Annotated in this window: 14 protein-coding genes and 1 pseudogene; 5 read left to right on the top strand and 10 right to left on the bottom strand. The window is 70.7% G+C overall.

Annotated features, from left to right (window positions below):
- Nucleotides 1-15: 15 nt before the first annotated feature.
- The 5 genes from FB470_RS16680 to FB470_RS16660 all read right to left on the bottom strand — a co-directional run bounded on the left by FB470_RS16680 (nucleotide 16) and on the right by FB470_RS16660 (nucleotide 7,313).
- Nucleotides 16-1,395 carry an FAD-binding oxidoreductase gene (locus FB470_RS16680; protein WP_306992617.1) on the bottom strand — a complete coding sequence of 460 codons (1,380 nt, stop codon included), beginning with the start codon at nucleotides 1,393-1,395 and terminating at the stop codon, nucleotides 16-18.
- A gap of 75 nt (nucleotides 1,396-1,470) precedes the next feature.
- The gene (locus tag FB470_RS16675; RefSeq protein WP_306992615.1) at nucleotides 1,471-1,947 is read right to left on the bottom strand and encodes a hypothetical protein; all 477 of its coding nucleotides are present in this window, start codon (nucleotides 1,945-1,947) and stop codon (nucleotides 1,471-1,473) included.
- Between the two features lie 3 nt (nucleotides 1,948-1,950).
- Nucleotides 1,951-6,405 (bottom strand): DUF6531 domain-containing protein, encoded by a 4,455-nt coding sequence (locus FB470_RS16670; protein WP_306992613.1) that lies wholly within the window; start codon nucleotides 6,403-6,405, stop codon nucleotides 1,951-1,953.
- A complete protein-coding gene (locus FB470_RS16665) occupies nucleotides 6,402-6,779 on the bottom strand; it encodes a type VII secretion target (protein WP_306992612.1) in 378 nt (125 codons plus the stop codon). The genes FB470_RS16670 and FB470_RS16665 overlap by 4 nt, the downstream gene beginning before the upstream one ends.
- A 9-nt stretch (nucleotides 6,780-6,788) precedes the next feature.
- Nucleotides 6,789-7,313 carry a YbaB/EbfC family nucleoid-associated protein gene (locus tag FB470_RS16660; protein WP_306992610.1) on the bottom strand — a complete coding sequence of 175 codons (525 nt, stop codon included), beginning with the start codon at nucleotides 7,311-7,313 and terminating at the stop codon, nucleotides 6,789-6,791.
- A 249-nt stretch (nucleotides 7,314-7,562) separates the two neighbouring features.
- On the opposite strand from FB470_RS16660, the gene FB470_RS16655 reads away from it, so the two are divergent.
- Nucleotides 7,563-11,237, top strand: a complete 3,675-nt coding sequence (locus tag FB470_RS16655) for a multifunctional oxoglutarate decarboxylase/oxoglutarate dehydrogenase thiamine pyrophosphate-binding subunit/dihydrolipoyllysine-residue succinyltransferase subunit (protein WP_306992607.1) — start codon at nucleotides 7,563-7,565, stop codon at nucleotides 11,235-11,237.
- Between the two features lie 677 nt (nucleotides 11,238-11,914).
- Here FB470_RS16655 and FB470_RS16650 read toward each other — a convergent pair.
- The 3 genes and pseudogenes from FB470_RS16650 to FB470_RS16640 form a co-directional block, all read right to left on the bottom strand.
- Nucleotides 11,915-13,102: pseudogene (locus tag FB470_RS16650) on the bottom strand (S8 family peptidase); the annotation flags it as partial.
- A 207-nt stretch (nucleotides 13,103-13,309) separates the two neighbouring features.
- Nucleotides 13,310-14,401, bottom strand: coding sequence for an ABC transporter ATP-binding protein (locus tag FB470_RS16645; RefSeq protein ID WP_306992605.1), 1,092 nt, complete (start codon nucleotides 14,399-14,401; stop codon nucleotides 13,310-13,312).
- 61 nt (nucleotides 14,402-14,462) lie between these two features.
- On the bottom strand, nucleotides 14,463-15,683 hold the full coding sequence (locus FB470_RS16640) for an NAD(P)-dependent malic enzyme (RefSeq protein ID WP_306992603.1): 1,221 nt from the start codon (nucleotides 15,681-15,683) through the stop codon (nucleotides 14,463-14,465).
- A gap of 390 nt (nucleotides 15,684-16,073) precedes the next feature.
- Here FB470_RS16640 and FB470_RS16635 point away from each other — a divergent pair, with 390 nt between their 5' ends.
- Entirely contained in the window at nucleotides 16,074-16,676 is a 603-nt protein-coding gene (locus tag FB470_RS16635) for a dTDP-4-dehydrorhamnose 3,5-epimerase family protein (protein ID WP_306992601.1), read from the top strand.
- Here FB470_RS16635 and FB470_RS16630 read toward each other — a convergent pair.
- The gene (locus FB470_RS16630; RefSeq protein WP_306992599.1) at nucleotides 16,673-18,274 is read right to left on the bottom strand and encodes a GMC oxidoreductase; all 1,602 of its coding nucleotides are present in this window, start codon (nucleotides 18,272-18,274) and stop codon (nucleotides 16,673-16,675) included. The genes FB470_RS16635 and FB470_RS16630 overlap by 4 nt on opposite strands.
- Before the next feature lie 122 nt (nucleotides 18,275-18,396).
- Here FB470_RS16630 and FB470_RS16625 point away from each other — a divergent pair, with 122 nt between their 5' ends.
- Nucleotides 18,397-19,032, top strand: coding sequence for a hypothetical protein (locus tag FB470_RS16625; protein WP_306992597.1), 636 nt, complete (start codon nucleotides 18,397-18,399; stop codon nucleotides 19,030-19,032).
- Here FB470_RS16625 and FB470_RS16620 read toward each other — a convergent pair.
- Nucleotides 19,026-19,493, bottom strand: coding sequence for a hotdog fold domain-containing protein (locus FB470_RS16620; protein WP_306992595.1), 468 nt, complete (start codon nucleotides 19,491-19,493; stop codon nucleotides 19,026-19,028). The genes FB470_RS16625 and FB470_RS16620 overlap by 7 nt on opposite strands.
- Before the next feature lie 58 nt (nucleotides 19,494-19,551).
- On the opposite strand from FB470_RS16620, the gene FB470_RS16615 reads away from it, so the two are divergent.
- Together FB470_RS16615 and FB470_RS16610 are read left to right on the top strand one after the other, a co-directional pair.
- Nucleotides 19,552-20,133 carry an acid phosphatase gene (locus tag FB470_RS16615; RefSeq protein WP_306992594.1) on the top strand — a complete coding sequence of 194 codons (582 nt, stop codon included), beginning with the start codon at nucleotides 19,552-19,554 and terminating at the stop codon, nucleotides 20,131-20,133.
- A 129-nt stretch (nucleotides 20,134-20,262) separates the two neighbouring features.
- Nucleotides 20,263-21,369: a cobalamin-independent methionine synthase II family protein gene (locus tag FB470_RS16610; protein ID WP_306992592.1), complete on the top strand. Its 1,107-nt coding sequence runs from the start codon at nucleotides 20,263-20,265 to the stop codon at nucleotides 21,367-21,369.
- Nucleotides 21,370-21,409: the final 40 nt, after the last annotated feature.

Below are 21,409 nucleotides of genomic sequence, written 5' to 3'. Positions count from 1 at the left end.
GACCCGCCACCACCGCTAGACGAAGACCTTGCCCGGGTTCAGGATCCCCAGCGGGTCGAGCGCACCCTTCACCGCGCGGTGCATCTCCAGCACCTCCGCGCTCACCTCGCGCCGCAGCCCGCCGCGCTTGAGCAGGCCGATGCCGTGCTCCCCGGTCACCGTGCCGCCCAGCTCGACGGCGTCGGCGATGATGTCCTCGAACGCGGCCTGCGCCCGACGCCGGGCGGCGTCGTCGCCGATGGGTGTGATCAGCAGGGGGTGCAGGTTCCCGTCGCCGGCGTGGGCGATGTTCGCGATCAGCGTGTCGTGCGCGGCCGCCGCCTTCTCGATGCGGGCCAGCATCTCCGGCACCAGCGCACGCGGCACGCAGACGTCCTCGGTCAGCACCGGGCCCAGCCGTTCCAGCGCCGGGTAGGCCAGGCGGCGGGCGTCGAACAGGGCCTCGGCCTCCTGCTCGTCCGTGGACACCGCCGCCCAGGACGCGCCGGCCCGCTCGAAGCACCGCAGGATGGTCCGGGCCTCCTCCTCGCCCGCATGCCCCGGGGTGTCGACGCGGCCCAGCAGGACGACGTTCGCCTCGGTGGACAGTCCCATGTTCTTCCAGGCGTCCACCGCCTCCAGGCAGTGCCTGTCGACCAGTTCCAGCGCCGACGGTATGACCCCGGACGCGGACACCGCGCTGACGGCCTCGCCCGCCGCGATCACCGAGTCGAAGTACCCGGCGACGGTGCGCTCGGGCTCGCGCCGCGGCCGCAGCCGGACGGTGACCTCGGTGATCACGCCGAGCGTCCCCTCGGAGCCGACCATCAGCCCGCACAGGTCGTACCCGGCCACGCCCTTGGCGGTGCGCCGGCCGAGGCGGACCACGTCACCGCGCCCGGTGACGACCTCGAGCGCGAGGACGTAGTCCCTGGTCACGCCGTATTTGACGCAGCACAGGCCGCCCGCGTTGGTGGCCACGTTCCCGCCGATGGTCGACCACGGGGCGCTGGCCGGGTCCGGCGGGTACCACAGCCCCTGCTCGGCGCACAGCGCCCGCAGGTCGTCGTTGACCACGCCCGGCTGCACGACGGCGAGCCGTTCGGCGCGGTCGATCTCCAGCACGGAGTCCATCGACTCGAACGAGATCACGAGGCAGCCGTCGAGGGCGTTCGCGCCGCCGGACAGGCCCGTCCCCGCGCCACGCGGCACCACCGGCACCCGGTGCTCACCCGCGAACCGCACGACATCGCGCACCTCTTCGGTGGACCGCGGCCGGACCACCGCCGCGGCTGGCCCGTACGGCGCCCACTCCGCGTGGTCCTGCAGGTAGGACTCGACCACGGCCGGGTCGTCGACCACCCGGTCCGCCGGAACGACCCGCCTCAGGGCGGCCACCAATGCCGGGGAATCCATCGCCACCTCCGAAGGACGAGGCTACCCGTGTGACGGCAGCCTCCCCGGGCCGTCGAGCCCCAGGTGAGACCCCGGCTACAGCAGGCGGCCGTCGCTGTCCCGGAGGTGCCCGGGCGCCACCAGGAACGCCTGGTACTCGTACTCCTCCTCGTAGAACACCACGAGGCGGTCCTTGCCGGCGCCGATCGCCGTCCAGCCGTACCCCAGCACCGCGGCGATCTCCCCGGCCCAGCGGTCGTCCCGGGCCGCGCAGTAGAGCCACGGGAAGTCGTCCACACCGGTGAGCACGTACAGCCGGCCGTCGAGCCCGGCCCGGGCCGCGAACTCCGACTGCCAGGCGCGGATCTCCGGGTCGTCCGCCGACTCGGGCAGCACCGAGTCCGGCTCGGCGGTCGTCCGGCGGGTCTTGACGAACTCGTCGCGGAGCCACTGCGGGAAGTCCGGCCACTGCGCGAACTCACCGGTGTCGAAAGCGGACAGACGGTCCTTCAGCTGCTCGGCCTTCTTCGCCTGCAGCAACCGCAGCCGCCGTTCCCGCGCGGACTGGGTCACGGCTCAGTCACCCGCCGGCCAGCTCGGAGCATGCGCACCATAGTAGTAGTGGTGCGGACCGTCGACCCGGTCGTACTTCTCACCGATCACCACCCCGTCGTGGCCCGCCTTCGGCTGGTAGGCGTGGAAGTGCGGGTGCGGCGCACGCGGGTCGTTGGTGTGCTCCGCGATCACCCGCGGCCCGTTCGGCGTCTCGTACTCGTAGTAGCGGCCGTGCGCGCCAGGCGCGCCGTCGTAGTGGTAGTTGCCGCGGCCCTGCAGGGCCGGGTTGTCGCCCACCGTCCACTGCCGGACCGGTGACGCGCTGTTCGGGATGCCGGCCCGGTCGCGCGCGGCGTTGAACGCTTCGCGCCGCTGGTCGAACCACCGGTTGTCGCCCTTGGGCAGCTCTTCCTTCTGGGCGTCGCAGTCGCGGCACGGCACCAGCCCCAGCGGGTCGAGCCACGTCATCGGGTTCGGCACGTACGCCTGCGGGTTGGGCCCCGCGACCAGGCCGAGCGGGTCCTGGCTCGCGTACCGCCCGAGCTCGGGCACGTAGTAGCGGTGGTAGTTGTAGTCGAGACCGCTCTCCGGGTCGTGGTACTGACCGGGGAACCGCAACGGGGTGTCCGCGGTTCCGATCCCGGCGACCTGGCCCCAGACCGTCCTGCTCGCGCGCCAGGCCAGGTTGCCGTCCGGGTCGACCAGCTCGGTCGGGGTGCCGATCAGATCGGTCACGATGCCGTAGAACTCGCGGTCGACCCAGGCCTGGTCCTGGGTGTTCCAGACCCGCTCGGTCTGGCTCACCGGCTGCAGCGTGTCCGGCAGCCGGTGCCACGCCCTGGTCCGGCCGGCGGATTCGATCTGTTCCACCAGGACCGTGTCGTCCCAGACGAAATCGGTCTGCTCGGCCACGGTCCGGCCGTCCTCGGCGAGGCGTTGCTTGCTGATGCGGCGTCCCAGCGCGTCGTAGGCGTACCGCCACCGCGTCCCGTCGGGGGTGACGACACCGGCCAGCCGGTCTTCGCCGTCCCAGCTGAAGTGCCAGTTGTCCGGTTTCGCGGACAACCGCTTCCGCTGCCGGAGCACCATGCGCCCCTGACGGTCGTAGGCGTACCGCACGTTGCCCGCGGCGACCGTCAACGTGCCGCTGACCTGACGTGGGCCGCTCGCTTCGGGATCGCCCGGGTTGTGCGCGGACCGGAGGTTGCCCACGCGGTCGTAGTCGTAGTGCTCCGCCCAGCCTGCGCCGCGGACGCCGACGACCCGTCCGGCCGGGTCGAGGTCGAACTCGCGAAGGCCCCCGATCTGCTCCGCGATCGACACCGGCTGGTCGTCCGCGCGGTAGGAGTAGGCGCGGTGCTGGATCCGCCGGACCGACGGAGCCGCCGACGACACCGCGGACAGCGTCTGCGCGAGGAGGCGGTTGCCCGCATCCCACTCCTGGGCCAGGGAAACCCCGGTGTCGAGCGACCGCTCCACTTCCCGGCCCGCGATGTCGTAGCGGAAGCTCATGGTCCGGCCGGCGGCGCTCAGGACGGCCGGACGGCCACCCGCGTCGTAGCTCCACCGGCTCTCCGCGCCGGTGGGAGTGCGCTGGTACACCGGCCTGCCGAGCACGTCGTAGCGGGACTCGACGGTGCGGCCGTTGATCGTTTCGGCCACGACGCGCCCGGTTACGTCGCGCTGGAAGCGCACGTCGGCATCGGCGTTCACGGCGCGGACCAGACGTCCGGCCGCGTCGTAGGTGAACCGGGCGGGCGGCGCGTCCCCCGTCTGCCGCTCGACGAGATTCCCCACGAGGTCGTGGCGGTACCGCGTGGTTTCGCCGGTGCCGTTCGTCCGCGACACCACCTGCCCCGCCGCGTCGTAGGTGTAGAAGAGGGTCCGGCCGTTGAAGTCGGTCTCGCGAACGAGGTTGCCGACGGCGTCGTAGACGTACCGCCATTCCGAGCCCGCCGCATTGCGCACGACGACCGGGCGCATCTTCTCGTCGTAGGTGTACTCGAGGCGGTTCCCGTCCGGCGTCGAGACCACGGACGGCAGGTCGAAGTGGGTGCTGACGACGTGGGTCACCTCGCCCGCGGCACCCGCCTCGGCGGTCTGGTTGCCTTCGCCGTCGTACTGCCAGCGCTCGACGGTGCCGTCCGGACCGGTGCGCGACAGCAGCAGGCCTTCGACGGTCCAGGTGTAGGTGGTCGTGGCCCCCGACGGGTCGGTCCGGGACCGGATCCGGCCGAACTGGTCGCGTCCGAACAGGTTCACGGCGCCGTCGGGACCGGTCACGGCGAGGGGCAGGCCGGCGTCGTTCGTGTCCACGCGGTACACCCCGCCCAGGGGATCGACGATCGCGGCCAGGTGGTGGCGGTCGTCGTACCGGTACCGGGTCACCGCGCCCGCCGGATCGGTGACCGCGACGAGGTTCCCGGCCTCGTCGTAGGCCCGCCGCGTCACAGCGCCCGTCGGCTCGACGGTGGCGACCAGCTGGTTGTCGCGGTCGTAGCTGAACAGCCGCTGCGTGCCGTCCGGGCGGGTCAGGGTCACCAGGTTGCCGGACTCGTCGTAGGTGTACGTCGTGGTGCGGCCGAGTGGATCCGTCCGGGACAGCAGCCGGTCGTACCGGTCCCACTCCGACCGCGTGCTCCCGCCGAGCGCGTCGATCTCCTCGACGATCTGCCGCAGCTCGTTGAACCGGTAGGTCGTCTCGTGCCCCTCGGCGTCGGTCCAGACCGAGACGAGGGAGTCCTGGTCGATGCGCAGCGTCCCGGTGTGCGCCCCGCCGGAGCCCTCGGTCCGCACGCACCGGCCCAGGGCGTCGTGGTGGAAGCCGTACCACTCGCCGTTGCGGTCCACCCACCGCGTGATGCGTCCCGAACGGTCGTAGGTGAACGTCAGCGGCCGGTTCGACGAGTTGAAGACCTGGGTGAGGCGACCCTCGTCGTCGTAGGCGTACCGGAGCAGCGGGACGTCCGCCGCGCCGTCCGCGCCGCGGAGGGTCAGCGCGGTGATCCGGCCGCCTTCCGCGCTGATCGCCACCCGGTAGTTCCCGGAGTGCCGGAGCTCGCTGGGGACGCCGTTGTCGTAGTCGATGTCCAGCCGTTGCCCGGTCCGGCCCACGACCGAGCGCAGGGGCAGCTCGCCGGCCGGCACACCCGGGACGGGCCCGAAGGTGTACCGCTCACGCTTCTGCCGGTGGGTGACGACGTACTCGTCCCCGGTGCGGACGAGCGGCCAGCGGGCGCCTTCGACCGGGAGTACGGGCTGGCCGTCCCGCACGGGATGCGGGTAGACCAGGACGCGGCCGTCCTCGGTGACGAAGTAGATGCCGTCGTCCTCGATCTCGAGGCGCTGGTCGAACGTCGACGCCCACGTCCGCCCGAACCAGCGGCCGAGCCGGTACGCCGAGGCGTGCCGCCGCCGGACGGTCAACGGCAGCACCGCCGGGAGGTCGACGTCCACCTGGGGCAGGATCACCTCGCCGGTGAAGACGTTGATCGGGTCACCGTTCGTGCAGGTCGAGTCCTCGTCCTGGCCGGACTTGCGCGGGTCCTCCGCCGAGTCCCTGGCCGAGGCCGGACCGTCGCCGCCGGAACGGCTGGTGCCCGGGGTGCCGTCCACGCCGTCGGGGGTGTCGGGGGTGTGCGGGCTGTTCAGCTCCGGGGTGTCGACCTTCCCGCCGCCACCGTGCGCGGCCGACGGGCTGGTGCCGTCGCCGCCGCCGAACTTGCGCCCCAGCTTGCGCAGCGCCTGGACGATCTCATCCAGCTTCTCGATGATCCGGCCGATCCGCGGCGACACGTTCCCGACCGTCTTGACCAGCTTCCGGATGAAATCCGAAATCCGCGTCACCGCCGACGAAATCGCCGTCGTCGCCTGCGCCGCGATCAACGGCGTCGCGAACCCGAGCGTGCACGCCGCCTCCAGCGCCCACGTGATGAGCTTCCCCACCAGCTCGGCCACGATGTCGCGCACCATCTCGCGCACGAACCCCACCACCGTGCCCATGATCATCACGCCGGCGGATATCCCGTCCGCCAGCGACGCCGCTCCCGCGATCGCCTCCGCCTGCGACGCCCCGTTCTCCCGGTAGGTGTCCGCGGCCTCGCCCGACCAGCCCGCCGTGCCGCCCTCGACCTCGTTCTTCAGGTCCCCCGCGATCGCGCCCACCTCGGCGGCGACGTTGGCCCAGGTGTCGGAGAACGACTGGATCACCGGCGGGTCCCCCGCCAGCCAGTCCAGCGCCTCCTTCAACGGCCGCACGTGCTCGATCAACCACGCGACCCCGTACTGCGCGAGGGTGCCCAGCGGGTCGATCACCATCGACAGGACTTCCAGCCCCACGCCGAGCGCACCCAGACCGCCCTCGACCCAGGAACCGTCCTTCACCCCGTTGGACAGGTCCTGCGCGGACTCCAGGATGCCGATCCCGGTGACCCCGGTCGTCGTCGACTGGGCCTGCGCCACCAGCGGGTTGCTCATGTCAGGGGCTCGCCCATCCGCTTGACCGCCTGGCGCGTGCCCTCGTCCTGCCCCTCGTAGTTCGTGGAGGCCGTGCGGACGTTGCCGGCCGTGCCGCTCACGCACTCCTTCGCCGCCTCGAGCGCCTGGATGCCCCTCTGCTCGAACGGGTCGAGCATCATCGCGAACGGCTGGCAGATCACGCCGAAAGCACCGTTGTCCATGCTCACCTGGCGGGCCGCGTCGACAGCGGTCTGCAAGCGTTCCGCCAGGCCGTCGACCTTGCCGGCGTGGGTGCCGAGCTCGTCGGTCAGCACCTCGTAGCCGTCGGCGGCCCCGCGAGCCGCCGAACCCCCGGCCCGCGTGCCGGCGCCCCGCGCGAACCTGCTGGTCATGTCTCCCCCTCAGTCGCGTCGCAGGAAGGACTGGTCCCCGAAGTCACCGTCGTCGTCATCGCGGCGGGGCCGCTGCGGCGGCCGGCGCGGCTGCTGCGGCGGCTCGTCGTCGGCCTCGGTCTCGATCCGCAGCTGACGACCGGGCGCGGGCGGCTCGGGGTCCTCCGCGGGCGGCTCCGGGAAGTTCTCCGCCGCGGTGCGCACGATGTGCTGCGCGGCGCTGTCCGACTCGCCCACCGTTCCGGCCACGATCTCCTGGATGACCTGCGGGTACTTCGACTGGGCCTTCTGCATCGCCTTCAGCACGTTCGCCGCGATCTCGTCCGGGCTCATGGTCCGGACCGCGTCGGTCATCCGCACGTCGGTGGGGATGCCGTTGTTGCCGACGGTCACGCTCACCGCCCCGCCGGCCACCGATTCGGTGATGGAGATCTGCTCGACCTCGTGCTGCATCGCCTGGAAGCGCTGCGACCGCTCGACCGCGTTGCGCTCCCAGTCGTCGACCATGCGCTCGATGTCCGGCAGGTCCGCCACCGCAGTCCCCTTCCTCTCCCCCTTGCAGACGGTCGGGAGACCGTACCGGTTCCACACCGTTCCCGTACCGCGTTCGGGCAGGTCCCATACTCGCCCGACGGAGCGCTGGACCGATTAAGTGAGGAATCCCAAACCCCGTGCCGGGGACTTGGGCCACTTCGGTCACAACGCCGAACGCGAGGGGGTTAGCCTGGTAGGCGCATCAAGCGGACAACAAGATCGAGATATGGATAGAGGCGAGTCCCTGCCGTGTCCAGCAGCAGCCCTGCGTCACAGTTCGGCCCCAACGAATGGCTCGTCGAGGAGATGTACGACCAGTTCCTCGCCGACCCCGATTCAGTAGACGCCGCATGGCACGAGTTCTTCTCGGACTTCAAGCCGACGCAGACCACCGAGTCGAAGCCGGACGCCGCGCCCGCGCCCGTCCGTGAGCAGCCCGCGAAGCCGGGCAACGGCCAGGTCAACCAGGCTGCGACTGCACCGGCCGCGCCCGCCCAGCCGAAGCCCGCCCCGAAGCCGGCGGCCCAGCCCGCCGCCAAGCCGGCCGCCGCGAAGCCGCAGGCCGCGAAGCCGGCCGAGGCGGAGAGCAAGCAACTGCGGGGCGCCGCCGCCGCGATCGCGAAGAACATGGACGCCTCGCTGACCGTGCCGACCGCCACCAGCGTGCGCGCGGTCCCGGCCAAGCTGATGGCCGACAACCGCATCGTCATCAACAACCACCTCAAGCGCACCCGCGGCGGGAAGATCTCGTTCACGCACCTCATCGGCTACGCCATGGTGCGGGCGCTGCAGGACTTCCCGAACATGAACCGGCACTACGCGCTCGTCGACGGCAAGCCGCACGCCGTCACGCCGGAGCACGTGAACCTCGGCCTCGCCATCGACATGAAGGGCAAGGACGGCGCCCGCACGCTCGTCGTCGCCTCGATCAAGAACTGCGAGAACATGACGTTCCGCCAGTTCTGGCAGGCCTACGAGGACATCGTCAAGAAGGCCCGCAACAACAAGCTGACGGCCGACGACTTCGCCGGCACCACCATCTCGCTGACCAACCCGGGCGGCATCGGCACCAACCACTCGGTGCCGCGGCTGCAGGCCGGCCAGGGCGCGATCATCGGCGTCGGCGCGATGCAGTACCCGGCGCACTTCGAGGGCACCAGCGAGGAGACCCTCGTCAAGCTGGGCATCAGCAAGATCATGACGCTGACCTCGACTTACGACCACCGCATCATCCAGGGTGCCGAGTCGGGCGAGTACCTCAAGCGGATCCACGAGCTGCTGCTCGGCGAGGACGGCTTCTACGACGACATCTTCACGTCGCTGCGGCTGCCCTACGAGCCGGTCCGCTGGGTCTCCGACATCCCCGAGGGCGAGATCGACAAGACCGCCCGGGTGCTCGAGCTGATCGACGCCTACCGGATGCGCGGCCACCTGATGGCCGACACCGACCCGCTGAACTACCGCCAGCGCCGCCACGAGGACCTCGACGTCCTCTCGCACGGCCTGACCCTGTGGGACCTCGACCGGGAGTTCGCCGTCGGCGGGTTCGCCGGCCAGCAGAAGATGAAGCTGCGCGACGTCCTGGGCGTCCTGCGCGACTCCTACTGCCGCACCGTCGGCGTGGAGTACACCCACATCCTGGACCCGGAGGAGCGCCGCTGGATCCAGGACCGCGTGGAGGTCCCGCACGCCAAGCCGGACCCCAACGTCCAGAAGTACATCCTGTCCAAGCTCAACGCCGCCGAGGCGTTCGAGACGTTCCTGCAGACGAAGTACGTCGGCCAGAAGCGGTTCTCGCTGGAGGGCGGCGAGACCGTCATCCCGCTGCTGGACACCGTGCTGGACAAGGCCGCCGAGCACGAGCTCGACGAGGTCGTCATCGGGATGCCGCACCGCGGCCGCCTGAACGTGCTGGCCAACATCGTCGGCAAGCCGATCTCGCAGATCTTCCAGGAGTTCGAGGGCAACCTGGACCCGGGCCAGGCGCACGGCTCCGGTGACGTGAAGTACCACCTGGGCGCGGAGGGCAAGTACTTCCGCATGTTCGGCGACGGCGAGACCAAGGTGTCGCTGGCGTCCAACCCGTCGCACCTGGAGACGGTCGACCCGGTGCTCGAGGGCATCGTCCGCGCCAAGCAGGACATCCTCGACAAGGGCGACAGCGACACCGGTGGCTTCTCGGTGCTGCCCGTGCTGCTGCACGGTGACGCGGCCTTCGCCGGCCAGGGTGTCGTGGCGGAGACGCTGAACTTGGCTCTGCTGCGCGGCTACCGCACCGGCGGCACCGTGCACATCATCATCAACAACCAGGTCGGGTTCACCACCGCGCCGGAGCACGCCCGCTCCTCGCAGTACGCGACCGACGTGGCGAAGATGATCGGCGCCCCGATCTTCCACGTGAACGGTGACGACCCGGAGGCGGCGCACTGGGTGGCGAAGCTGGCCGTGGACTACCGCCAGGCGTTCAACAAGGACGTCGTCATCGACATGATCTGCTACCGCCGCCGCGGCCACAACGAGGGCGACGACCCGTCGATGACGCAGCCGGCGATGTACGACATCATCGACACGAAGCGTTCGGTGCGGAAGACCTACACCGAGTCGCTGATCGGCCGCGGTGACATCTCCGTGGAGGAGGCCGAGGCCGCGCTGCGGGACTTCTCGAGCCAGCTGGAGCACGTGTTCAACGAGGTCCGCGAGCTGGAGAAGCACCCGATCGCCCCGAGCCCCTCCGTCGAGGAGGAGCAGCAGGTGCCGGCGAAGGTCCCGACCGCGGTGCCCGCCGAGGTCATCGAGCGGATCGGCGACGCCTTCGCCAACGTCCCCGAGGGCTTCAGCCCGCACCCGCGCGTCAAGCCGGTGCTGGAGCGGCGCTACAAGATGTCCCGCGAGGGTGGCATCGACTGGGCCTTCGGCGAGCTGCTGGCGTTCGGGTCGCTGGCGATGGAGGGCCGCCTGGTGCGGCTGTCCGGTCAGGACTCGCGGCGCGGCACGTTCACCCAGCGCCACTCGGTGCTGATCGACCGCAAGACCGGCCGGGAGTACGCGCCGCTGCAGAACCTGGCCGACGAGCAGGGCCGCGTCATGATCTACGACTCGGCGCTGTCGGAGTACGCGGCGGTCGGCTTCGAGTACGGCTACTCGGTCGCCAACACCGACGCGCTCGTCCTGTGGGAAGCCCAGTTCGGTGACTTCGTCAACGGCGCCCAGACCGTCATCGACGAGTACATCTCGTCCGGTGAGGCCAAGTGGGGCCAGCGCTCGGACGTCGTGCTGCTGCTGCCGCACGGCCACGAGGGCCAGGGTCCGGACCACACGTCGGGCCGCATCGAGCGGTTCCTGTCGCTGTGCGCCGAGGGCTCGATGACCGTCGCGGTGCCCTCCACCCCGGCGAACTACTTCCACCTGCTGCGCCGCCACGCGCTGGACGGCATCCAGCGGCCGCTGATCGTCTTCACGCCGAAGTCGATGCTGCGGAACAAGGCGGCGACCTCGGCGGTCGAGGACTTCACCGGCGACTCGAAGTTCATGTCGGTCATCGACGACTCCCACGTGGAGCCCGGCAAGGTGCGCAAGGTGCTCCTGACCTCGGGCAAGCTCTACTGGGAGCTGGTGGCGGAGCGCACCAAGCGCGAGGCCGACGACGTGGCCATCGTCCGCATCGAGCAGTACTACCCGCTGCCGAAGAAGAAGCTGCTGGCGGCGCTGGAGCGCTACACCGGTGCGGAGGTGGTCTGGGTCCAGGAGGAGCCCGAGAACCAGGGTGCGTGGCCGTTCTTCGGCCTCAACCTGCCCCGGCTGTTCCCGGACGTCCTCGGCAAGCTCGACGTGGTCTCGCGCCGCCCGATGGCCGCCCCGTCGGCCGGCTCGTCGAAGGTCCACGAGGTGGAGCAGAAGGCCCTGATCGCGAAGGCCTTCAGCTGATCCAGCACGAAAAAGGGCGCCCTCTCCAGACACGGAGAGGGCGCCCTTTTCTCTTCTGTCTCTCAAAACCGCCGCCCGGCAACGCAAGGCGAGGTGCGACGTCACCAGACCTCACGAGACCTCCCGCCAGCCGGCAACGCCAGGCGAGGTGCGACGTCCCCAGACCTCCCCCGCAGCCCCCAGGCGGCCGGCAACGCGAGGCGAGGCGCGGCGTCCCCAGACCTCCCCCGCCCCCGATCCCCAGCCCGTCTTTGGTCGCCGACCAGGCGTGTCAAGGTACGCTTTCCCGCCTTGACACGCCTGCTCGGCGACCGAAAACACTCCAACCGGAGGGGGCGGGGGAGGTCGAGCCCAAGGCGACCACCCAGCGCCGTGAGGCGCCTTCTTTTCAGCGCGCAAGCGCGGCTTTAAAGATCAAAAGAATGTCCTCGCCGGACGGGCAGGCTCCGGGATGACGGGGATGCAGGCCGGGTCACCTCATGCAGTGGGTCGCTGGGTGGTCATCCCGTCGCCTGCATTGAGGCCTATCACTGTGAGCCAGGCCCGCACGCTTGTGTTCTTCGGCCGCCGGTGAGCGAGCAGGGTGCGGGCCTGGCTCACAGTGATGTGACGGCCTCAGGCGACGGGATGACCACCCAGCTCCTTTGGGGGCAGGCGCTTTCGCGCCGCTGCCCTCAGTTGCCGGTGTAGAGGAGGACGTTCGGGCTGTTGCTGCCGGCGCTGGTCACCTTTCCGGTGGTTCCGGCCGCGACCAGGGCGTCCCGGACCTGCTGCGGCGTGGCCGAGGTGTGCGTGGCCAGGTAGAGCGCCGCCGCTCCGGCGACGTGCGGGGTGGCCATCGACGTGCCGCTGATGGTGTTCGTCGCGCTGGTGCTGCCGATCCAGTCCGACGTGATGCTGCTGCCGGGCGCGAAGATGTCCAGACAACGGCCGTAGTTCGAGTAGCTGGCGCGGGCGTCGGTGCTCCTCGTGGCTCCGACCGTGATCGCGGCGGGGACGCGCGCCGGGGACGAGTTGCAGGCGTTCGCGTTGCTGTTGCCGGCCGCGATGGCGTACGTGACGCCCGACGAGATCGAGGCGGCCACCGCGTTGTCGATCGCCGTCGAGACGCCGCCGCCCAGGCTCATGTTCGCCACCGCGGGCTTCACGGCGTTCTGCGTGACCCACTCGATGCCGGCGATCACCTGGTCGTAGGTGCCCGAACCCGCGCAGTCGAGCACCCGCACGGCGGTCAGCTGAACGGCCTTCGCCAGGCCGTGAGCCGAACCGCCGACAGTTCCGGCGACGTGCGTGCCGTGACCGTTGCAGTCGCTGGCGTCGGCATCGTTGTCGATGAAGTCGTACCCGGACTTCGCGCGGCCACCGAAATCGCTGTGGGCCAGGTTGATGCCGGTGTCGATGATGTAGGCGTGCACGTTCGACGCCGTCGTCGAGTAGTTGTACGCGCTGTTCAGCGGCAGGTTGCGCTGGTCCACCCGGTCCAGGCCCCAGGACGGCGGGTTGGTCTGCGTCGCGGCGATGGTGATGCGGCGGTTCTGCTCCACGAACGCCACCGACGGATCCGCCGCGACCCGCTTCGCCTGCGACTCGCTCATCGTCGCCGAATAGCCGTGCACGGTCCTCGAGTACGTCTGGTTCACGTGCCCGCCGAGCCGGCCGGTCACCTGGCTGACCAGCGACGACACCGGTGTGGTCGCGTCCCGGAACACCACGATGTAGCTGTCGGAGATCGCGCCGGCGGCGTCCGCGCCGACGATCGATCCCTCCTGCGCCGAGGCGGGCGCGGTGAACCCGACGGTGGCGACCGCCGCGGCCGCCAACGCCACGCCGACTGATCTGGCCTTGCTGAGCAGGGGCTTGCGCATGGATCCTCCTTGGCAGGGCCGGCGCGAGGAGCCAGGAAATCGCCCACCGCGCCGCAAGGGGTGAGACATTTTCACGGTAGGACCGCCCCACGCCCCGCGGAAGGACTTGCTTTCACCGCCCGGCAGCGCTATGAGCAGGCGAAATCGCCCGTACTTCACCCGGCTGGCCGCAGGCGAAAGTAGGGCGAACCAGTAACCGGAGGTGGCTCAGCGCCGCGCGTCCGCGGTGGCGCCCTCGATCACGTCCAGCACCTGCCGCGCCGTCACCGCGCCGACGGCCTTGCCGTCCTCGTCGACCACGACGCCCAGCCCCGCCGGGGACGACAGCGCCGCGTCCAGCGCACCCCGCACGGAAGTCCCGCGGCGGTAGAGCGAGCCGCCGGCCACCAGGTCCGACTCGGCCAGCGCCCCGTCCACAGTGGAGCCCGGCGACAGCCACCCGCGCGGCTGCCCGGAGTCATTCACCGCCAGCAGCCACTCCTCGGAACCGGACACGCTGTCCCCGAGCGAAACCGTGGCCACCTCGCGGATCTCGACCCCGGAGGAGTCCACGAAGGACAGTCCACGATAGCCACGATCGCGGCCGACGAAGGACGCCACGAAGTCGTCCACCGGGTGCCGCAGCACCTCGGCCGGTGTGCCGTACTGCGCCAGCCGCCCGCCGACCCGCATCACGGCCACCTTGTCCCCGAGCCGCACGGCCTCGTCGATGTCGTGGGTGACGAACACGATCGTCTTGCCCAGCTGGGAGTGCAACCGCAGCAGCTCGTCCTGCAGGCCCTCGCGCACGATCGGGTCGACGGCCGAGAACGGCTCGTCCATCAGCAGCACCGGCGCGTCCGCGGCGAGCGCGCGGGCGACCCCGACCCGCTGGCGCTGGCCGCCGGAAAGCTGCGCCGGATAACGCTTCCCCAGCTCGGCGGGCAGGCCGACGATCTCCAGCAGCTCCGCCGCGCGGTCCCGCGCCTTGCGCTTGCCCCATCCGGACAGCACCGGCACCGTGGCGACGTTGTCCAGCACGGTCCGATGGGGGAACAACCCCGCGTTCTGGATCACGTACCCGATGCCGCGCCGCAGCACCGGCGGATCCGATTCGCGGATGTCCTTGCCGTCGAGCAGAACCCGGCCGGAAGTCGGCTCGACCATGCGGTTGATCATCCGCAGCGACGTCGTCTTCCCGCAGCCCGACGGGCCCACGAACACCGTGATGGTGCCGTCCTCGACGGTCAGGCTCAGGTCCTCGACGGCGAGCGTGCCGTCCGGATAGCGCTTGGTCACGCCGTCGAACTCGATCAACACGCCCTCCCAGGGAAGCCTTCCCCGGGGACGCGGAACCGTGCGTCCCCCGGGGAAACCCAGCTTAGCCGGTGACGCCGTCCTCGACCGCCGCCTTCGCCACGGCAGCCGCGACCTCGGGGGCGACCCGCGGGTCGAGCGGGCTCGGCACGATGCGGTCCGGGCCCAGGTCGTCCTGCGCCACGGCGACGATCGCCTCGGCGGCGGCCAGCTTCATGTTCTCGGTGATCGCCCGCGCGCCGGCGTCCAGCGCACCGCGGAACACACCGGGGAAGGCGAGCACGTTGTTGATCTGGTTCGGGAAGTCGCTGCGCCCGGTGGCCACGATCGCCGCGTACTTGCCGGCCTGGTCCGGGTGCACCTCCGGGTCCGGATTGGACAGCGCGAACACGATCGGGTCGTCGGCCATGTCACCCAGCAGCTCCGGCTCGATCGTGGAACCGGACAGCCCGAGGAACACGTCCGCCCCGCGCAGCGCCTCCGCGAGCCCGCCGCGCAGACCGGACTTGTTCGTCGTCTCGGCCAGCTTCTCCTTGACCGGGTTCAGCCCGTCGCGGCCGGAGTGGACGATGCCGCGCGAGTCCAGCACCGTGACGTCGGCGACACCGGCCTCCTGGAGGATCTTCGCGCACGCCACACCCGCCGCGCCGGCACCGGAGATGACGACCCGCTGCTGCGTGATGTCCCGGTCGAGCACCAGGTTCGCGCCCCGCAGCGCGGCCAGCGTCACGATCGCGGTGCCGTGCTGGTCGTCGTGCATGACCGGGCAGTCCAGCGCCTCCTTGAGCTTGTCCTCCAGCTCGAAGCAGCGCGGCGCGGAGATGTCCTCGAGGTTGACGGCACCGAACGACGGCCGCAGCCGGACCAGCGTCTCGACGATCTCGTCGACGTCCCTGGTGTCGAGCACCAGCGGGATCGAGTCCAGCCCGCCGAAGGTCTTGAACAGGACCGACTTGCCCTCCATGACCGGCAGCGACGCGCTGGCCCCGATGTCGCCCAGCCCGAGCACCGCGGTGCCGTCGCTGACGACGGCCACCAGCCGGTGCGCCCAGGTGTAGCGCTGGGCGAGCTCGGCGTTCTCGGCGATCGCGCGGCTGGCCTTGGCCACGCCGGGCGTGTAGGCGATGGACAGGTCGCGCGGCTGCGAAATCGGTCGCGTCGCCGCCACCGAGAGCTTGCCGCCCTCGTGACCGCGGAAGATCTCGTCGTCGGTCACCGGCGAGCTGTCGGTGCCCGTCGGCGGTGCCGCCTCGGCCGCCGTGCTCTTGCTGACCTCGTCGTCCATCGATGTCCCTGCCCTCGTACTAGAGGTCTGAGCGTAAGTCATGAAAAGGAATCCCTCCCGGGACCGTGTGCGGGGACACTGCCCCACCCCCCAGCGGCATTGGTTGCTCTCGCAGCTCGGTGGCCAGGGCGCGGTGGCGCCGGCTGCCGGCTCGGCGTCCGTCTCGGCCGTGCGGAGCCCTTGGTGAGGTGACGGCCGTGGACGCGGCGGTCCCCCCAGTGTTGCAGGCCCGGCACCGGTTGTGATGCCGAGGTGCGGCTGATGTCACAAAAAGGGGAGGTCACGGGGTACTAGCAAGACGTCCGTCCGGCTTGGTTGGTGCCCGATGGGGCCGGCCCCTCACCCACCACCCTCAACGGAAGCGCTTCGCGCGGCGTCTATGTTCTGAGCATGGAGGTCCGCCCGCTCGCCGTTCCCGACGCCTACGAGTTCACCCCGCGTTCCTTCCCGGACCACCGCGGGCTTTTCGTCGCGCCGTTCCAGGAGGCGGCGCTCGTCGACGCGATCGGGCACCCGCTGCACGTCGCGCAGACGAACCACAGCGTGTCCCGGAAGGGGACCATCCGGGGGGTCCATTTCGCCGACACGCCGCCCGGCCAGGCCAAGTACGTCTACTGCCCGCGGGGCGCGCTGCTGGACGTCGTGGTGGACGTGCGGGTGGGATCGCCGACGTTCGGCACCTGGGACGCGGTGCGGCTGGATTCGGTGGACTACCGAGCGGTCTACGTGGCCGAAGGGCTCGGTCACGCGTTCGTGGCGCTCGAGGACGACACCGTGATGGCGTACCTGTGTTCGACCGGGTACAACCCGTCCGGGGAACACGGGATCACCCCGCTGGACCCGGAGCTGGACCTGCCGTGGCCGGCGGAGCTGACCCCGATACTGTCCGAAAAGGACGAAGCGGCCCCGGCTCTCGCCGAGGCCGCCGCCTCCGGGCTGCTGCCCGCCTACGCCGACTGCGTGGCCCACTACGAGAAACTGCGCGCGGGCTAGAAGTCCTCCGCGAGCACGCGGGCGATGTTGCGCTCCGCCAGGGCGGTGATCGTCACGAACGGGTTCACGCCCGTGCTGCCGGGGATCAGCGAGCCGTCGGTGACGTAGAGGTTGCGGTAGCCGTGCACGCGCCCGTACAGGTCGGTCGCCTTGCCCAGCACCAGCCCGCCCAGCGGGTGGTAGGTGAACCGGTTCTCGAAGACCCGCGTGTCGCCGAACAGGTCGTAGCGGTAGATCGTGCCGTTCGCCGAGTTGATCCGGTCGAACAGGCTCTTCGCGGCGTCGATCGACCGCTGGCCCTGCGCGACGTCCCACTGCAGGACGGCCTTGTCGGTGGCCGGGTCGTAGGAGAACCACCCGCGCTCGGGGTTCTTGGTGATCGCCAGGTACAGGCTCGCCCACGTTTCCAGCCCGGCGGGGACGGGCGCGATCTCGGCGAACACCGGGTTCACCGGGTCGTCCCACGCGTCGATGCCCAGCGCCGGCATGCCCGACTCGACCGCGCCGACTGGGTCCCACACGTGGTTGGCCCGGCCCAGCATGACGTTGCCGTTGGTGCCCCAGCCCTGGCCGACCTCCTCGCCCAGGTTCGGCAGCTTGCCGGTGTCCCGCGCGCGCACCAGCAGCTCGGTCGAGCCGAGGCTGCCGGCGCCGAGGAACAGGTACTTCGTCCCGAGCTGCCGCACGCCCAGGACGTTGCCCTCGGCGTCGATCCGCCGGACCGTGAGCGTGTACGTGCCGTCCTGCTCCTGGGCGATGTCGCGGACCTCGGTGAGCGTCTGGATGGTCACGTTGCCGGTGCCCAGGGCGGCGGCGAGGTAGCTCTTGTCGAGCGAGCGCTTGCCGTGGTTGTTGCCGTAGATGACCTCCGAGGCCAGCGCCGAGCGCGGCACCTCGTTCGCCTCTTCCCGGCGCATGTAGTCGAAGTCGTAGACGCTGGGCACGAACGTGGTTGTCAGCCCCGCCGTCTGCGCGTGCTTCCGGGAGACGCGGGCGAACTGGTAGGAGTCGCAGGTCTCGAACCACGCCGGGTCGACGCTGTTGGTGCCCAGCATCGAGTTCGCGAGCGGGTAGTACGTGCCGTACATCTCATCGGCGTCGACCTCGGGCAGGATCTCCTCGAAGTACCAGCGCTTCGGCGTCACGGCCATCGCGCCGTTGACCAGCGAGCCCCCGCCCACGCCGCGGCCGACGTAGACCGACATGTCTCCGAAGTGGACGCGGTCGAGCACACCGGCGTAGGGGTCGATGTCCCGGTTCGCGATGTCCAGCCAGAGGAACGACGCCAGCGGCGCCTCGGTACGGCTTTTGAACCAGCTCGACCGGCGGTCCGGGCTGAGCATGTCCGAAAAGATCTTGCCGTCCTCGCCGGGGGTGTTCCAGAGCTGCCCCATCTCCAGCATGAGGGTCGGGATCCCGGCGGCCCCGAGGCGCAGGGCGGTCACGGCCGCGCCGTAACCGGTACCGACGACGACGGCCGGCGAGTGGTCGGTGACCGCCGCGGCCGTGTTCCGGGTCGAGATCGTCGTCAGGCCCAGCGTCGCGGCGGAACCGAGGGCGGTCAGGCCGAGGAAGCGGCGTCGTGACAGGTTGGACATGACGCGAACGATATTCGGATTAGTTGTAAACGGTGTTAAGTTCACCCTGGTGGACCAATTCAGGGTCCGGTCCGGATCTTCCCCGATACCCGCGAACGCGCTGGTCGGCCAAGCTTTCGATCATGAAGAAGATCCTCGTCGCCGCCGCGGTCACCGCCCTCGCCCTGACCACCGGAGCCGCCACCGCGCGGGCCGCCGACTCGACGTTCGCCGACTGCCCGGCGCTGCCGCCCGGTGCCGACCACGCACAGTGGCGGTGCGAGGTCCTCGACTCGTCGGCGACCCTGTCGTTCGGCACCGTGCGCGACCTCCGGCTCGGCCCGATGCGGCTGACGTTCGCCGAAGGGCGGCGGAACGGCGAGTACGCCCAGGTGTTCGGGGCACTGAGATCCGAGCCCGTCGCCGTGCCCGGCCTCCCCGGTGCGACGATCCGCTTCGGCTACGGCGGCCACTCCGACTTCCAGTCCAACGACGAGCGCAAGGGCGTGATCGACCTGGTCGCCGAGTTCGACGCGCGCTACCTGCCGCGGGACTGCGCGACCGGCGTCATCCACTCGGTCCTGCGGGCCGACGGCCCCACCGAGGTCGTCTCGACAGACCCGCTGACGCTGAAGTTCGCCACGTACGACCACGAGCTCGCCGTACCCGCTACCGAGCACTGCGGTCCGCTGGGACAGCTCGTCGACCGGCGCCTGGGCCTGCCCGCCGCGCCGGGTTCCTACGAGCAGACGACGACGGTCCGCCTCCGCGACTACTGACGCTTGCGCGTCACCCAGATGGTGATCGTCGCGGTGACGACGGGCGTGCCGGCGGTGTCGGTGATGACGACCGGCACCGGCAGCTCCACCCCCTCGTCGCCGAACTCGGGGATCTCCGGCAGCTCGGCGACGGCCCGCAGCCCGGTCTCCGCCTTGGCCAGGTAGCGCACCTCCATGCCCTTCGGCAGCCAGCGGTGGGTGGCCGGGAGGGTCGACTCGGCGAGCATGCCCATCGCGATCTCCGCGAGGTTGCACGCCGCGATCGCGTGAAACGTGCCGATGTGGTTGTGAACACCCCACCACTTCGGCGCGGTCACCGCGCAGTACCCCGGGCGCAGCTCCCGCACGGCCGGCAGCACCGACCCGAAATAGGGCACACGCAGGCAGATCGCGGTCGAGAACAGTCGTCTGCCGCCGGGCAGCGCACTCAGCCGCTGCCACAGCGAATAGGTGGAAACCACCGGCACCTCCTATGTTACCGACCGGTAGCACAGCAGATCGATGGCTATATTCGCAACCGTGGACCACGAGCTCTTCCTCTTCCGCCACGGGCAGACCGAGTGGTCGGTGAACGGCAGGCACACCGGCCGCACCGACATCCCGCTCACCCGGGCCGGGGAGAACCAGGCGCGCGCCGCCGGCCTGACCCTGCAGACGCTCCGCAAGGGGCCGGCCCTGGTCCTGACCAGCCCGCGGCAACGCGCGGTGCGCACGGCCGAGCTGGCCGGCCTGCGGATCGACGAGCAGACCGAGGACCTCGCCGAGTGGGACTACGGCGACTACGAGGGCGTCACCACGCCGGAGATCCGCAAGACCGTGCCGGACTGGACCGTCTGGACGCACCCCATGCCCGGCGGCGAGACCGCCGAGCAGGTGACCGCGCGGGCGGACGCACTGCTGGCCCGGGTCCGCGAGGCGCTGGCCGACACCGAGGTGATCCTGGTGGGGCACGGCCACTTCAGCCGGGTGCTGATCGCGCGCTGGATCGGGCTGCCCGCCACCGCGGGCGTCCACTTCGGACTGGACCCGGCCGGGGTCACCGTCCTCGGGGACGAGCGGGGCGAGCCCAAGATCGAGAACCTGAACATCCCGCCGTCCTGATCGGACCGTACCGCTCCCGCACCCGTGCGGCCGGAGCATCGGGACGCCGGGGCCGACGAGGACAGCCGGACGTCATCCGTCCTGCTTAGCGTGATCACCGCATCCGCTGAGCGGGGAAGGACGACCCACATGAGCACGTTCCCACGGGCCACCCACGTCGGCAGCCTCCTGCGGCCGCCGCAGCTGCTCAAGGCGCGGGCCGACCGCGCCGCGGGCTGGCTCCGCGACGACGAGCTGCACCGGATCGAGCAGGAATCGATCCTGGTGGCGCTGTCGGTCCAGCAGGAGAGCGGGATCGGGACCTACACCGACGGCGAGTACCTGCGCACCGACTTCATGAGCAGGCTCACCGAGCACGTCGACGGCTTCGCCGAGCAGGCGCCGTCGCTGGAGTGGCAGTCGGGCGAGGCGAGCGCGGAGGACAGCAGCATCCTCCGGCTCGTCGGGGGCAGGCTGGCCTACCGCGAGCGGTTCACCGACCGCGAGGCCGCGTTCCTCACCGCGCACGCGCCCGGCCCGTTCAAGATCAGCCTGCCCGAGGTCACCAACTTCGTGATCGCCAACTGGGACGCGCAGGTCAGCGGGCCGCACTACCCCGGCAGGGGCGACATCGTCGAGGACCTCGGGGCCGTTCTCCGGCAGGAGGCGGCGGCGCTGGCCGACGACGGCGTCCGGCACGTCCAGATCGACGCGCCGTGCTTCATCGCCTTCGCCAACCCGCGCATCCTCGCACTGCTGGAGTCGGAGAACATCGACGCGCGGGCACTGCTGCGGCGGTGCATCGACGCGGACGCGGCCGTGGTCCGGCTGCTGCGGGAGCGCGGGGTACGGGTCGGCATGCACATCTGCCGCGGCAACTACCGGGGCCAGTGGTTCAACGAGGGCTTCTACGACGACATCGCGGCAGAGGTGTTCGGGGGCATCCCGGTCGACCACTGGCTGCTGGAGTACGACACCGAGCGCGCCGGCACGTTCGAGCCGCTGCGGCACGTCCCGGGCGGCGTGGGTGTCGTGCTGGGGCTGATCACGACGAAGTCCGGCGAACTGGAGGACCCGGACGAGCTCGCCCGCCGGGTCGACGAGGCCGCGCGGTTCGTGCCCCTGGACGACCTGGCGGTGAGCCCGCAGTGCGGGTTCGCCTCCGAGGTGCAGGGCAATCCGCTGACCTGGGACGACCAGCGGCGCAAGCTCGACCTGACAGTCGCGGTCGCGGAACGGGTCTGGGGGACGCCCTGACTCTGGCAGGATCGGGGCCAGCTCACCCGCTCGACCCGCC

The organism is Amycolatopsis thermophila, assembly GCF_030814215.1.
GTDB lineage: Bacteria > Actinomycetota > Actinomycetes > Mycobacteriales > Pseudonocardiaceae > Amycolatopsis_E > Amycolatopsis_E thermophila.
The sequence above is the reverse complement of the archived record's forward strand: the minus strand, read 5'-3'. Positions and strand labels throughout refer to the sequence as shown.

What these genes read in the sequence shown, in the direction of transcription:
- FB470_RS16680 (WP_306992617.1), bottom strand. Translation starts at nt 1,395, where the DNA reads ATGGATTCCCCGGCATTGGTGGCCGCCCTGAGGCGGGTCGTTCCGGCG.
- FB470_RS16670 (WP_306992613.1), bottom strand. Translation starts at nt 6,405, where the DNA reads ATGAGCAACCCGCTGGTGGCGCAGGCCCAGTCGACGACGACCGGGGTC.
- FB470_RS16665 (WP_306992612.1), bottom strand. Translation starts at nt 6,779, where the DNA reads ATGACCAGCAGGTTCGCGCGGGGCGCCGGCACGCGGGCCGGGGGTTCG.
- FB470_RS16640 (WP_306992603.1), bottom strand. Translation starts at nt 15,683, where the DNA reads ATGGACGACGAGGTCAGCAAGAGCACGGCGGCCGAGGCGGCACCGCCG.
- FB470_RS16635 (WP_306992601.1), top strand. Translation starts at nt 16,074, where the DNA reads ATGGAGGTCCGCCCGCTCGCCGTTCCCGACGCCTACGAGTTCACCCCG.
- FB470_RS16630 (WP_306992599.1), bottom strand. Translation starts at nt 18,274, where the DNA reads ATGTCCAACCTGTCACGACGCCGCTTCCTCGGCCTGACCGCCCTCGGT.
- FB470_RS16625 (WP_306992597.1), top strand. Translation starts at nt 18,397, where the DNA reads ATGAAGAAGATCCTCGTCGCCGCCGCGGTCACCGCCCTCGCCCTGACC.
- FB470_RS16610 (WP_306992592.1), top strand. Translation starts at nt 20,263, where the DNA reads ATGAGCACGTTCCCACGGGCCACCCACGTCGGCAGCCTCCTGCGGCCG.